This is a genomic window from Myroides sp. ZB35 (genome assembly GCF_001865835.1).
GTDB classification, from domain to species: domain Bacteria; phylum Bacteroidota; class Bacteroidia; order Flavobacteriales; family Flavobacteriaceae; genus Flavobacterium; species Flavobacterium odoratimimum.
Map to the genome: position 1 here is coordinate 3904720 of NZ_CP017769.1, position 14939 is coordinate 3919658.

The 14939-nt window shown below is 32.7% G+C and carries 15 protein-coding genes; 3 read left to right on the forward strand and 12 right to left on the reverse strand.

What is annotated here, in order from left to right:
* Position 1 precedes the first annotated feature (1 nt).
* From BK054_RS17345 to BK054_RS17370, 6 genes are all read right to left on the reverse strand, one after another.
* Positions 2-916, reverse strand: a complete 915-nt coding sequence (locus BK054_RS17345) for a pirin family protein (RefSeq protein WP_006261677.1) — start codon at positions 914-916, stop codon at positions 2-4.
* A gap of 732 nt (positions 917-1648) precedes the next feature.
* Positions 1649-2050, reverse strand: a complete 402-nt coding sequence (locus tag BK054_RS17350; protein ID WP_006261678.1) for a DoxX family protein — start codon at positions 2048-2050, stop codon at positions 1649-1651.
* A 12-nt stretch (positions 2051-2062) separates the two neighbouring features.
* Entirely contained in the window at positions 2063-2683 is a 621-nt protein-coding gene (locus BK054_RS17355; RefSeq protein WP_071307589.1) for a hypothetical protein, read from the reverse strand.
* A gap of 102 nt (positions 2684-2785) precedes the next feature.
* Positions 2786-3376, reverse strand: a complete 591-nt coding sequence (locus BK054_RS17360) for a Crp/Fnr family transcriptional regulator (RefSeq protein WP_071307590.1) — start codon at positions 3374-3376, stop codon at positions 2786-2788.
* 318 nt (positions 3377-3694) lie between these two features.
* Positions 3695-4024, reverse strand: a complete 330-nt coding sequence (locus BK054_RS17365; protein ID WP_006258431.1) for a DMT family transporter — start codon at positions 4022-4024, stop codon at positions 3695-3697.
* Positions 4025-4149: 125 nt separating this feature from the next.
* Positions 4150-4959, reverse strand: coding sequence for a hypothetical protein (locus BK054_RS17370; protein ID WP_071307591.1), 810 nt, complete (start codon positions 4957-4959; stop codon positions 4150-4152).
* 151 nt (positions 4960-5110) lie between these two features.
* Between BK054_RS17370 and BK054_RS17375 the strand changes: the two genes are divergently transcribed.
* Positions 5111-6607 (forward strand): PLP-dependent aminotransferase family protein, encoded by a 1497-nt coding sequence (locus BK054_RS17375; RefSeq protein ID WP_006265759.1) that lies wholly within the window; start codon positions 5111-5113, stop codon positions 6605-6607.
* 83 nt (positions 6608-6690) lie between these two features.
* On the forward strand, positions 6691-7071 hold the full coding sequence (locus BK054_RS17380; RefSeq protein WP_006261682.1) for a lipocalin family protein: 381 nt from the start codon (positions 6691-6693) through the stop codon (positions 7069-7071).
* A 77-nt stretch (positions 7072-7148) separates the two neighbouring features.
* Here the strand turns inward: BK054_RS17380 and BK054_RS17385 are convergent, their stop codons facing one another.
* From BK054_RS17385 to BK054_RS17405, 5 genes are all read right to left on the reverse strand, one after another.
* On the reverse strand, positions 7149-7847 hold the full coding sequence (locus BK054_RS17385) for a hypothetical protein (RefSeq protein ID WP_071307592.1): 699 nt from the start codon (positions 7845-7847) through the stop codon (positions 7149-7151).
* Between the two features lie 23 nt (positions 7848-7870).
* Positions 7871-8554 carry a DUF4328 domain-containing protein gene (locus BK054_RS17390; RefSeq protein ID WP_006261684.1) on the reverse strand — a complete coding sequence of 228 codons (684 nt, stop codon included), beginning with the start codon at positions 8552-8554 and terminating at the stop codon, positions 7871-7873.
* Between the two features lie 22 nt (positions 8555-8576).
* Positions 8577-9188, reverse strand: coding sequence for a hypothetical protein (locus BK054_RS17395; RefSeq protein ID WP_006258437.1), 612 nt, complete (start codon positions 9186-9188; stop codon positions 8577-8579).
* Between the two features lie 54 nt (positions 9189-9242).
* Positions 9243-10289 carry a tyrosine-protein phosphatase gene (locus tag BK054_RS17400; protein ID WP_071307593.1) on the reverse strand — a complete coding sequence of 349 codons (1047 nt, stop codon included), beginning with the start codon at positions 10287-10289 and terminating at the stop codon, positions 9243-9245.
* Between the two features lie 131 nt (positions 10290-10420).
* Positions 10421-11899 carry a catalase gene (locus BK054_RS17405; protein WP_006265766.1) on the reverse strand — a complete coding sequence of 493 codons (1479 nt, stop codon included), beginning with the start codon at positions 11897-11899 and terminating at the stop codon, positions 10421-10423.
* 329 nt (positions 11900-12228) lie between these two features.
* On the opposite strand from BK054_RS17405, the gene BK054_RS17410 reads away from it, so the two are divergent.
* Entirely contained in the window at positions 12229-12990 is a 762-nt protein-coding gene (locus tag BK054_RS17410; protein ID WP_006261688.1) for a hypothetical protein, read from the forward strand.
* A 2-nt stretch (positions 12991-12992) separates the two neighbouring features.
* On the opposite strand, the gene BK054_RS17415 is transcribed toward BK054_RS17410, so the two are convergent.
* On the reverse strand, positions 12993-14858 hold the full coding sequence (locus BK054_RS17415; protein ID WP_232234311.1) for a sensor histidine kinase: 1866 nt from the start codon (positions 14856-14858) through the stop codon (positions 12993-12995).
* Positions 14859-14939 lie beyond the last annotated feature (81 nt).

Below are 14939 nucleotides of genomic sequence, written 5' to 3' on the forward strand. Positions count from 1 at the left end.
ATTACTTCTTATTTTTAAATGATTTCATTCCTTCAGGAAACGGTACATAACTATCACTATCACCTTCTATTAAAGGGAATACCTCATAGTTCTGATCGATCCAATCTTGTTTTGCTTTCTCTAATTTGTCTGTATCATGAGATACGAAGTTCCACAGTATATAGCGCTCTTCTGGTAGAGGTTCTCCTCCGAAGATATAGACTGTAGTATTAGGCTTCATTTCAAACTCACATAGCGTACTATCATTAGAGATCAAGATATTCTTAGGTTCGTACTCATGCTCACCACTCTTCACTCCACCTTCTAAGATATACATCGCTGCCTCTCCGAATAGTCCACTTCCGATATTAATCTTCTTATGTTCTGTAGATTTGATTTCGATATAGTACAATGGACTGTATACAGGCACTGGTGATTTTCTACCTAAAGCTTCTCCTGCTATTAGTTTATACGATACACCATCTTCTTCCCAGCTTGGTAAATCTTTTGCTTCAATATGAACAAAAGAAGGCTCCATATCCTCTAATTCTTTAGGCAATGCAATCCAAATCTGTAACCCGTGTAGAATAGCATCAGGCATAGTCGTACGTATATCCTCTGGCATACGCTCAGAATGCACTACCCCTCTACCAGCTGTCATCCAGTTTACCGCACCTGGAGTGATACGCTCTACGCTTCCCACACTATCTCTATGCATGATCTGTCCTTCAAATAGATAAGTCAATGTAGATAGACCTATGTGAGGATGTGGATCTACATCTAAATTATCGTGTTCTGCTACGGATATAGGTCCCATGTGATCTATAAAAGAAAATGGCCCTACTGTGCGCTTCTGTCTAAAAGGCAATAGTCTTCCTACTAAAAAGTTACCAATACTAGCTGCACGTTCCTCTATAACTAAATCTACGTTTGACATAATATGAATATTTAATTGATGAATACTTTATTGTTCTAGTGTAAAATTAAAGAAGTTCTCTTCATTACTAGTTAATATAGATTAAGAACCACCTTAATTTATCCCTAAAACTCTTCTCTTTAAAGATACTGATTCTATAGAAAACAGTAAAGTTGAAAACACTTTTTTAACGTTTCTAAGTACTCAGCGTTAATTAAGCATTCTCTAATCCCTTATTCTCTTCGGGTTTCTTGAGGTTTGCTAGGGGTTTTCTTCGAGTTTACTAGCCCAAAGCACGTTTTTCAGCAAGAATACCTCTAGAAACCCTCAAGGAATCTCCTAGCATCCTACATCATGACTAAGGCACTCCCCTTGTTAATGGTGTATAAAAAAAATAAAGCATAAGTCAACTCAATAAACTTATGCTTTATAAACAAAACCTAAATAATAAAATCTTTATTACTTATCTGATGTTAATTAACTACGTTAACATCGCTCAAAAAAAAATAACTATGAAATTGTATACTACATCTATACAATAACAAATGCTGTGCCAAAAAAGCATTTTGAACGATTAGAATGATTTTTTATTCATAACTCTACACCATACCTCATCAATTAGTTCACTAAACTTGAGTATTGACAAGGGGTAAGGCTATTTTTATCACAGATCGTATTCTAGAGTATTTTATTACCTCTATAGTTAGAATGTTCTTTTTAGGATAAAATTGATACCTACTCTACCTTTTCTATTTAATCCCATTTATGCTCAGATGACAAAGCTAGCTTACCTCCTCCTGTAAAGAATAACCCAACAGCAACTAAGGCATAGATACCTAATAACTCTACCTTCCATCCACCATTATCATTTAGACTAAAGATGTCTGCGCTCTGTACTAATAACATAGCTGTAAGACAATTAATTGCAAATACTAAACTGGCTAATCGTGTTCTATAACCTATTAAGATCAGAAGAGGGGCTATCACTTCTCCTACATAGACTCCGTATCCGAAAAAAGCAGGAAGTCCTTTATCCATTAATACACTTTGGATAAACGAAATACCATTAAATAATTTTCCTATTCCGTATAACAACATTGGAAAGCCAATACTAATACGTGTAATTAATAAACCGATGTCTTGATTCTTGTTCATTTCTATTGTATTTTAAAGATTTACTTTTGCAAAAACACCAATGTTTTCTAGGTGTTTCCATGAATTATTAAACTGTTCTAAGTTGGCTGCTATCCCAAAACTATATTCCTCATACTTCACCCCTAATCTGATATGTTGGAATCCTCTAGTGTACTCCTCTGCGTTCACATTACCGACTGCAGATACTCTGAATAATCCTTTCACTTTATCTGTCAGCTGAGGGGTATATTCAAATAATAATGATTGTTCTAGTGTAAAACCTGCTTGGTATGTTGTCCCTACAGCATAAGAGAACAATACCTCCTTACCTGATACCTGATATTGAAGCAACATACTGGCAAACTTGCCTGGATTCTTAATTCCTATAGAGGTGTTTAAAGTAAAGTGTTTTGAAAATTGATAAGCTAGCGTATTACGCATAAATAGAATATTGTGCTTATCATCATCATACTCTGTATCAAATAGAATAAGGTTCTGAAGTTTGACCTTATCGCTAATCTGATAATTAAATGTATGGGTGTAAAAGTAAGAACGGTGACCTACCATTCCTTCTGGATTATATGAAAATTTCTGAGCGAAAACACCTTGCCCAAAAACCATTAAAATTACTACATAAAAAAAAGCTAATCTCATTTGTCTTCTATTCTTATTTGTATAAGACAAATGTATTAGCTCGAGAGAACGTGCTTCTTAAGATAACTTAAGAAACACTTATTAGGTAAAAAAACTTATTTATTATAAGTTCTTTTTCTTTAAATAGCTTAGAAACTCAGGAGTCACACCTAGATAAGAGGCTATGATATACTGAGGCACGCGTTGTTCTATATCTCTGTAATCCTTAATAAACTTCTGGTACCTAGCATAGACCTCTGTGCTTAAATTCTCTAGCATACGCTCCTGTAGTGCTACATAAGCACTCTGAATCTTAATTCTAAAAAATGTAGATATCTCCGGAACTTCTTGATAGAGTTGCTCTAGATTAGATTGACTAATTTGCAAAATTACAGCAGGTTCGATAGCTTGAATATACATCTGAGAATCTTTCTGTGTCAAAAAACTATACAAATCATTTATCCACCAATTCTCAATACCAATCTGTAGGGTATGCTCTTGACTATTCTCATCTAGATAATAACATCTAGCGCTCCCCTCTACAATAAAGCGCATAGAATTAGAAGGTTGCCCTGGAGTGAGAAGAAACTCTTTCCTTTTTAATTTCACTATTTCTACGCTGTCTAATACTTTATGTACAGTGTGTTCATCCAGTGTAATAGTTTGTCTTAAATGTGCTATAAAGACATCAAAATATTGCTCCTGCATATTCATTGCTCAAAAATAAAAAACAAAGAAACACTTTTTACAGCAATATAAAAACGATAAAAAAAGCTTTATTATCAACAAAACATATCACATATCAAACAATATCATTTTATAATGAAGCTTAACAAACACTCCTGTTTTGTATTCTAAAAAGCTTTATTACTTTTAGGGTAAGACAATCAAAGGTTAGAAGGTCTTAATCTATAATTACTACTATTAACAACACAATCAACTACTTTTTATCAATGAAAAAGGGACTATCGCTTGATAGTCCCTTTTTTAATTTATCTATAATAGATTCTAAAAAACACTCTTTATTACTACTTATGATGCAGCTACTACTTTAAGCCCAATAATAGACCCGATCAAAGTAGCGATAAAAAACATCCTCCAAAAAGTAGCAGGATCTTTAAACACAAATATTCCTACTAATACTGTTCCTACAGCACCTATACCAGTCCATACTGCATAAGCTGTTCCTAGTGGTAAGGATTGAGTTGCCTTTACAAGGGCTGCCATACTACAAACTAAGGCTATCAAAAAAGCGGCATACCATCCTACTGCTTCTGTTCCTGTAGCCTCCTTAGCTTTACCTAAGCAAAAAGTAAAACCTACTTCAAATAATCCACCAATAATTAAAATTATCCAGTTCATTTGTTCTAAAAATTTAAGCGTGCAAAGGTGGAGAATATAATTTTATTATTTTTTATCAAATGAAAATAAAATTGTCATTTATTTTTAATATAGAAGATTACCTACTAAGCCTAATTATTCTTGACCTATAAACAAGAATTAGCAAATGCTAGAATACTTCGGTTTAAGACAGCATATAGTTCTGCTGACAGTTCCTTATACCTCTTCTCTTGATTATCATTACTGAGCTGTCCTACATCATTCCACGAGCCCATCCCCCCGAATACATAGGCTCTATCAGTAGCTTCCATTAAGGCTAAAGCCTCTTCTGTGTATCCCCCTTCTACGATCATATCTTTTAGATAGGTAGTTGTAGACGGTTTCTTATTCTCTAATACACTCTTAGCTCCTGCAAATATAGTTTCCCAATTAGACAGTTCTTCTATTTTACAGAAAGCTACTAGCTCTTCTAATACTGATGCAAGGGCTAAGCTCTGTTCTTTTATCTCATACTTAGTGCTTGGCAATTCGTCAATAGGAGCAAGTCTATAGGTTACATCCCATATTCTATCTGCACCTAACTGACGTTTATCCTCATTGACCTCCCACTTGCTATACCAAAACTCTGATCGATCTTCTAACACAGTCTCTACCATCCATACTCCCCCACCTCCTACAAATCCTGCTGTCATATACTCTGGTGTATTCGGTTTTGCAAAAGATTGATAGAATAACTTTACTTGCTTTACTCCTCTGAATTTCAAAGAAATAAACCAGTCTATAGGTGCTTGAGTTGTATATTGATTCTTATCTCCTACTACAGGAATATGAAATAACACTTTATTACAATACATAGAGATTTTCTCTCCTTGATTAGAAATCTCTGGTAAATGATTATTTAAGTATGCGTTAGAATAACTAACTACACTAACCATCTGAAGGATCGATACATTCATAGCTATAAAATAAAACCCTAAATTATATAAATATACGATAGGACACAAAAACTAAAAGCCAATATTCACAAAAATATTGAGCATAAAAAAGTATATCTATATGCTAAAAACTGTATATTGCTGGAATAGATAATACTTAATATTTCTAATCATGGCTAGTCCGGTTAAAATCCCTTATCAGAGTTTTATAAAAATAGATAGAAACTCTACTACTGCAGTATATATGCAAATCGCTAATCAGTTTAGCAATGCTATACAACGCAACTTTATCCCTGAAGGGACTAAACTACCTGGCACTAGAACAATCGCAACATTGCTTTCGGTAAATAGAAATACAGTAATCGCGGCATTTGAAGAAATAGCAACACAAGGATGGATAGAAATGATCCCTAATAAAGGGTGTTTTGTATTGAGCAAAAAGTCTATTCGCCCTAAAACAAGTACTGATATAGATTATCAGAATATTCAACAATATCCAAGTAAACCAGGATATTCCTTTCAAGTCAATAATGTGCTAGATTCTCCTTATGAGACAAATCATTGTGACTATATGTTTAATGATGGTACGACAGATACAAGAATAAGCCAACTGAGTCAACTATCTTCTTTCTATAGTGCTAACCTCAAAAGAAAAAGCAATCGAAAAAAACTATACAATATAAAAAGTGAGGATAACTACCCATTCAAAAGTAATATGGCGAATTATCTAAACCTATCTAGAGGACTACATATCAGTAAGAATAATATACTGATCACACGTAATACCGAAATGAGTATCTACATCGCTTGTAGAGTACTACTATCTCCTGGTGATAAAGTGATCGTAGCTAAGCTGAGCTACTACTCTAGTAATATGACATTTCAAGAAACTGGAGCTCATGTACTAACAGTACCTGTAGATGAGCATGGTATAGATGTACAAGCTATAGAAGAACTGTGTAAATCTCATACTATTCGTATGCTGTATTTAACACCTCATCATCACTACCCTACTACTGTAACACTAAGTGCACAGCGCAGAGTAAAACTTCTCAACTTAGCACGTAAGTATGGTTTTATTATTCTAGAGGATGATTATGATTATGACTTCCATTATGACAAAAGCCCTGTATTACCACTAGCAAGTGTAGACTCAGATGGTATGGTAATATATATAGGATCATTTGGCAAATCATTAGCGCCAACTTTTGAGCATGGGTTTATTGTAGCACCAGAAAGTGTATTAATAGAAATGCAGAAATACCTGAGATTACTAGATCCTAGAGGAGACATTATCATGGAACAGGTACTAAATGAATTAATAGAAGAAGGCGAAATCTTTAGATATCTAAAAAAAGCTTCTAAAATATACAAAGAAAGACGGGACTCTTTCGCTGAGTTATTACAACAGTTCTTTAATAATGATATTCATTTTACAGTACCTGCTGGTGGATTAGCTATTTGGACAGAATGGAACATTCCTATTAACCTGATGCAACTACATAAACAATGTGCTAAAAATAACTTATATCTACCTAAAACCCTACTCTATCAAGACAGAAAATTAACAGGAATGAGATTAGGATTTGGTCATTTAACAAAAGATGAAATGGAAGTTAACCTAGATATTCTTTATCGTACTATACATGCGCTAAAACCTTCTAAATAGAAACCAATTCACATTATTTTAAATACCCATATTTAATTTTTATCACTATATTTGTTTAGTATTTCCTAATTTTAACAATTAATATGAAAACATTTAAGACTAGTATTTTTATAATATTATGTGGAGTAGCCTTTTATAGCTGTAAAAAGGAAGAGAGCTTTAAACTTCCTGAAATGTCAGAACATGAAAAGTCATTAAGCATACATGTGATTGGTGATTGGACAGAATTCACTCCCTTTAATGAGAATAAGCCTAAGAGTTTTTCTTTAAAAGAGAATGGAGACGCTACATCAGTAAATATGATGACTAGTGAATATGAGAATTGGTGGATACAGAATCACGAACTTCTAGTGTTATCTAATAGAGATACCTTACATTTTACAATCAAAGCAAGTAGTGAGAATATCCTTGTTTTAGAAAAAAACAATCAAGAGTTTACCTATAAAAGAGTAGGTACAAATTAATTTATACCTTCAAACATAAAAAAGAGAGGGAAGTATCATAACGTATACTTCCCTCTCTTTTTTTATATTGTCATATATCACCAAATCGGTATTTTATGCAGATAAGCTAGCTGGAATAATTTGTCCTCTATAGCATCACTTCTAATATATCCTTTATACTTAGGTGAACTCATTTCTTTATAAATACGTCTAGCTTGTCCTACTAGACCTTCTTGCTTGATAAAATTATTAAAGCCTAAGCAATTCTCTTCATAAGAAGCAAAACATGCCATAAAATCTAATGGATAAACAAATTGCTTAGGAGACATATTTACATTAAATCTCCACCCTTGTTCAATAGTATAAGCTATCAGTGCCTCTCTATTTCTAAACTGCTCAAATATAGGATTCACATAAGTAGAAAGAAGCTCACTAAAAACAGCTGTTTGATCATCAAGGTTCTTGGAGTTAATTTCCCAACTAAACTTCTTCGGGAGAACAGGAATAACATCATTAAGATTAGCTATAAAAACAGTATCTACTGCTAAATCCTTACTTCTGTACTTCTGCAACCTCCATGCTTTTAACTGTTCTGACAACACCATGACAAGGCATGATAACTGTACACTAGTTTTCACTTCACTCTGAATAGCATGAAACTTCAATACTAACTCAAAATCTGATGATTCTATTCGTTGTTTTAATATCAGACCTTTCTGAGTAGCTACAAAGCCTTCATGTAGATAAGGTATACTGATATTCTGAATAAACTGTAAAAAAACTTGTTTCCCTGACATAAAAACAGTTTAAGAGTTGTATTTTATTCTCTTACTAGTTCAATACAGTTTGCATTCTCCTCTTTGTTTTCATGCTCTAACTTATAGATTAGGGCTTCCATCTTTCTATAGAAATTAAAATATGAAGCGAACACAAATAAAGTAAGTAACGATAGTGCATTAATGATTATCCCTAGTTCGATAATATACATAACATCTATTCTCGTAGCCATACTATACTGATAGATACGCAACAAATAGATCAATAAGAAACTAATCCAAATCAATAAAATCCAATAAGACCTAAACTTCTGTAATCTCGTAGTCGTATTCTTATGTATATACGATACCGCACTGATAGTCATCTTATTCAATAATCGATAAGGCATCACTAGATTAAAAACAGGTAAAAACCATCCGAATATTATCCAATACTTAGAATCATTTAATCGAGTATCTAAAGACTGCATATTCACATAAGCTCTATAAAACCATACAATGAATACTATAAAGAAAAAGGCAGCTGCTACGATATTTAATATTGTCACGATAAAGTTTATCGTTTCGAACCTTACTAAATCTTTATTTACATATTGCACACCTAGATTCGCTTTAGTATATATATTGTGCTGGATTAACAAACAGTTCAAACTAGCTACTGAAGATATTATCAATAGCTTAATTGCAACAATTAAAGCATCACCTCGACTTACATTAGACAATAACATATTTCTAATTTGTATTTATAGTTTATCTCCAAAGTTCTTGACTCTGAATCTTTATTTCTTTTACTGTATTTCCCTTTGTGTCTCCTATTTTATTCTCACATACTACCCAATACATTAGTTTTCTCTTACTCTTTGGGTTAGTATAAACACAGCTAAGCAAGGGAGAATCAGGACTGTTACCTCTACCATTCTTATACTTCATAGGTGTAGTACAGTAAGGTTCTAATTCTTCTATCGTTGTATTATATAGATATGTAGGGTCTGCAAATTCTACTTTACCTTTGGCATCTTTGGTATATGTGCTTTGCATTAAAAACTGAAGAGTATAGAACAACTTCTCTCCCTGTTTTAGTTTCTCAACAGAAAAACGAGATTCTTCTGCAGTTTTATACGGGATATAATACAAAGTATCTCCTTCAAAATTATCATATATACTGTAATCCATAGCTCCTTCTTTCATCTCTTTAGGGGCAATAGCTAAGGTCTTTAATATTTCTCTTACTTGATTATTATCAACGTTCTCCTCTGTAACTAACTCCATTAATTGACCTATCTTCTGACTAAAAGATTGCTTCTGTGCACACATAATTGTTACACTAAGAAAGGCTACCATAGTAAATACTATTCTATACATAATTCTCCTTTTAATTTCTCTAAATTAAAACAATTGAAAGTGAACACAAAATAACTAGTACGTAAATTTCTGAATATATTCTGCTCGTTTCTCTTTACTTATTTTGAGTCCTTGCTCAATATAATTATCAACAGAACCGTACTCCTTCTCTATTCCTTCAAACATTGCTTGAATATAAATAGGCTTAATCCACGAAAAGTTCTCTATAACCTGATAGTTAATCTTCGGAAAGATTACTTTGCCTACTTTAGCAAGCTTCATTCTTCCCTCTACTTCACTTACTCTATAATTATTAGATAACATATATTCAGAAATGATAGTCTCTCTATCTACCTCTAAGATGCTAAGTATCATAGCTCCTATCATACCTGTTCTATCTTTACCTGCAGAACAATGGAACAACACTGCTTCTTTTGATTCAAAAACGTCATCCATTATCTCTCTAACTAACTGTGGGTTCTCTGTCATATACAGTTTATAAAACTCCATCACTAGACTATCAGATTGTACAGGAGTCACTCTTCCCTTAAGTACATCCTTTTTAGTCTTAGAGAACATATCCTCAGAATCGTCATACACTTGTACATTCTTATACGTTACGCCCTCAGGTATTCTATCTGGTTTCTTCGTTATTTCTTTATCCGTACGCAAGTCTATAACTGTTTTGACATTTAGATTTTCAAGTTTAGCATATTCTTTCTCCTTTAGCTTAGAGAGGTGTCCACTTCTAAAGAAATGCCCCCATATGACCTGTTTTCCGTCTTTATTTCTAATCCCTCCCATATCACGAAAGTTGTGAACCTTCTTAAACTCAATATGCCTATTTGATCGATACACAGTATCATGATTAGAAATAACGGGAAATACTTGTCTTTCATTAGTTTTTACAAAATATTGACCTACCTCTGTCTCTACATGCGTACTTTGATCTAAGACAAGTTTTTCATCAGTAGCCAATTGCACCATATACCCTTTTTTGCTTTCTGTTACATTATCATTTTTATCTAAATCAGAAAAAGAAATAGGTTGATAAGTTTGATAAGAACATCCTACAAAAAAAGTTGATATAAATATTATCTTGAATAAAGTATAGTAGCGCATAAATATTGATATTACTGTTACTAACAAAAATAAGTATAATAATCTAGAATACAACTTCTGACATAGTTATGAAAAAAAAGATCCCAAATGCAAGAAGCAAAATGGGATCTTTTAAAATATATAGATAACTATTATGAATTCATGTATTTACTGATGTCGAAGTTAAGTCCTTGTGCAACTCTAGTACCTAGTTCAACATTAGCTCTAAACCAGTGGCACAGCTGTCTTCCGATAATCTCATCACGCTTAGGCCCTTCTACACCACTCATTGCCGCAACGATATTAGCTACAGTATTTGTTTTCTCTTCAGCAGTCATAATCTCGTATAGTTTTCCTGGTTGACTGAAGTGGTCATTCTCTCCTTCTCCATTTCTATCATATCTATCAGCCACAACACTATGCAACTCTTGAGCTGGTTCTTTATAACTTTGATCTACTGTAATATTATCAAAGCTATTTGGGAAGTAGTTAGGTGCGTCATCACCATTACCATCTACTCTCATATAGCCATCTCTCTGATAGTTATTAGTCATAAATGGACAACGGTTCACTGGGATTTGCTGATAGTTAGTACCCAATCTATAACGTTGTGCATCTGGATAAGATAAAATACGACCTTGTAACATCTTATCTGGAGAGAATCCAATACCATCTACAATATGTGTTGGCGCAAAAGCTGCTTGCTCTACATCTTGGAAGTAGTTTTTAGGCATTCTGTTTAATTCAAGTACCCCTACATCGATTAGTGGATAATCACCATGTGGCCATACTTTTGTTACATCAAATGGATTAACAACTGCTTCTTTGGCTTGTTGTTCAGTCATCACTTGAATTTTTAGATTCCATTTAGGGAAATTACCATTAGAGATATTTTCATATAGATCTCGTTGTGCATAGTCCATATCAGTCGCTCTCATTTGGTCTGCTTCTGGCCCTGTAAGGTTTTTAATTCCTTGAGCTGTTTTAAAGTGGAACTTCACGAATACTCTTTCATTCTCGCTATTAATCATAGAGAAGGTATGGCTACCATATCCATTCATATGTCTAAATCCAAATGGAGTACCTCTATCAGACATCAAGATCAATACTTGGTGTAAACTCTCAGGGTTTAATGACCAGAAATCCCATACCATAGTAGGTGATTTTAGGTTAGTACCTGGGTGTCTTTTTTGAGTATGGATAAAGTCAGGGAATTTCTTAGCATCTTTAATAAAGAATACTGGTGTATTATTACCTACTAAATCCCAGTTACCATCTTCTGTATAGAACTTCACTGCAAAACCACGTGGATCACGCTCTGAATCAGCAGACCCTTTCTCTCCCCCTACAGTAGAGAATCTAACAAAAACGTCTGTTTGTTTTCCTACTTCACTAAATAATTTAGCTTTAGTATATTTCGTGATATCATTTGTTACTGTAAATGTTCCATAAGCTCCTGAACCTTTTGCATGTACAATACGCTCTGGAATACGCTCTCTATTAAAGTGAGCTAACTTCTCATGTAAAATATAATCTTCTAGTAATACAGGACCTCTAGCACCTGCTGTTAATGAATCCTCATGATCTACATAAGGTCTACCTGAAGCTGTTGTCAATTTCTGTTCTTTCATAATTATTATTTTTGTCGTTTATCTCTCTTTTTCTTTTACAAACTTACAGCTATAATCCACTGATAACTAGATTTTAGCATACTTTGAATCAATACATGTATTGGTAAAATCTATCACTATTAAAAAACACATAACTATTTTCAATACCTATAATTATTTAGTGCACTCAAATTTTAAGCCATTTCTATATCTAAAAATACGTTTTTTTCAGCTTATTAACTTTATTCTCTGATTATAAAATAGTTAATAATAATTTCAATTAAAATATATTTATCTCTGTAAATGCAGTATCTTTCTAACTCTTAGCAAATGGTAATTTTCAACACACAATGAATACTGCAGAATTTAGCTTTATATGTTTTGATCAATTAAATTCAGTTCAGAAAGATAACTTAGTACAAAAAATTAAAGAACTAAGTAACTTACCACAATACTTACAGGCAGACAGTGGCAAAGTAAAATATTGGAATTCTATTTTTAAAGTATTTTCTAGTCAGCAATTTATAGTACTAGAGAATAATAACCTTGTTGCAACTATACATTGTGTGCCTTTACATTTAACTAAAACAGAGTTCGCTAAACTCTCAGATGGAGGGTGGAGATGGGCATTAGAGAAATCATTTGCCGACCATGAACGTATCCTAAAACCAAATACTCTGTGTTGCTTATCTATTTTTACGAATAAGTCTTATTCTGAAAATGAAGTACACCAATATGTAATAAACAACCTAAAGCTTTATGCTACTCAAGAAGAATATCAAAACATTATTTGTCCCATAAGACCTAAGATGAAACAACATTATCCCTTACAAGATATAATGAATTATTCTCAATGGATTAATAATTCGGGATTACCATACGATATTGAAATTAGAAAACACGTAATCAATGGAGCTATTATTCAAGGTGTCTGCACTACCTCATTCTACGTCGAAGGTACTATTCTTCAATGGGAAAAATGGACTGGGTATACTTTTCAGTCTTCTGGAGAATACATTTTACCTATGGGATTAACTACGCTTAGAGTAAACGTTGAGCTTAACAAAGGATATTATACAGAGCCTAATATCTGGATGATATATAAACTGTAGATCTAGCTATTTTGAATAGAAAAAGAAATAGAAGTACCTATTCCTCTTTTACTCTTTACAATAAGTTTTGAATTCAACCCTCGAAGTCGTTCTTCCATATTTTTAATTCCTAATCCACGCTTAACAGATTTAAAGCTAAATCCTTTACCATTATCTATAACTTCCATACGAAAATATTGATCTGATAGATATTCTATTACTAATTTACATTCTTTCGCTTCAGCATACTTCTGTACATTTTGAAATGCTTCTTGAAGAACTCTATAGATATTCACTTTTATCTTATGACTTAGTCTCTCTAGTTCTATTCTAGAGTCAATTTCAATACTAAAAACTGTACTGACATTTCTATTTTGCAAATAAACTAACTCCTCTAAAAGCTGTCCAAAATTACTAACTAAAAACTTCTCTTCATTGTATAGCGCATGAGAACTATTTCTAATAAATAACTCTACTTCTTGTACTTCTTTGACTAAAGATTCTTTAACTAACTCAAGGTTATCATTTTCTAATTGTAAAAGAGAAAACCGAGTAACAAATAGCTTGTTCAATACTCCATCGTGTAATTCTTTCGCAAACTTCTTACGTTCAATATCTTGAGCTCTTGTTATACTATTCTGAATATGAATAATAGAATCATAATATTTTTCTGTATCCTTTTGGTACATTTGCACCAGAGCTATTTCCCTTGCCTTATTTCTATAGAAAATAACACATAGTATTCCAATAAAACTAAAAATAAGTGCTATACTCGCATAAGTAATGAGATTATTCTGATCTTTTAAAATCTGATTAGATCGAATAAGCGAATCTGATTCATATTTTAGTCTAGCGAACTTACTTCTTACAGCATTGATATCCTTATTTATCAATTCGTTAATCTGCTTATAATGATAAAAGTTAGATTTAGAGTCAATCTTATCATACATCATAAGTAATTCGATTGCCTTTTTCTGTATTCTTAGATCATCATATTGAGCAGCAGAAGAGAATACCTCTTCTAATAATTTAATCCCATTTACAAACTCCCCTCTTTCTAATTGATATTCAGCATATAGTATTTTATTCAGATTATAAGCATGATAGTTACCTATAGTTAGACTATGATCCATAGCTTCAACTATATAACTTATTACAGTATCATAGTTTTTATACTTTAATTGAAGTGATGCATTCGTATGCAGGAGCATAGAATAAAAAGATTCTTTATCCTCATTCTCCAATTGTTCTAAATACCTAAAAGCTTCTTGAATCGCTTCTTCTGCATCATTGTATTCGCCTTTCTCTATATAGGCTCGAGACAGATTATTTTTAATAGAAATCTTATTCATCAATATCTGTTCCCTTAAATAGAAGTTTTTAAGTTCTTCTGAGTCTAAATATGCTTCAGCTTTTTTTAGCATAGTGATAGCCTCATCGTTTTTATCTAAACCCAACTCTATCACGGCTAGTACAAATGCTTGACTATACAGAGTATGCTTTGATACATTATACCCATTTAATGATATAGCTTGTAACAGTTGTATATGAGCTTCTAAAAACACACCTCTGCTAGCTAGCAATATACTGAAATACAAATACGTTTTTTGAAGATCTTCAATATTCTTTATCCCCTTATAATATTGAGCTGATTTATTGTAATAATAATAACTACTATCTGAAATAGCAGTATATTGATAATGCTCGCCTAAATCAAAATAGGCACTCGCTAGTGATGCACTATCCTTATTCTTTAATGCATTAAGATACTCATAGGTTAACTTATTTTTTTCATTATAAACATCTTCTTTATTCGCTAAAGCATTTTGCTTATAATAATACGCGTTACCTAATAAAAGCAAACGTTTAGCCAAGCGACTGGTTTCCAAATAATTAACAGAATCAACAACCTCTTTTTTATCTATTAAATCTAGTCCTTGTGTCTGTTTTTGTACACCTACTTGCCTCTC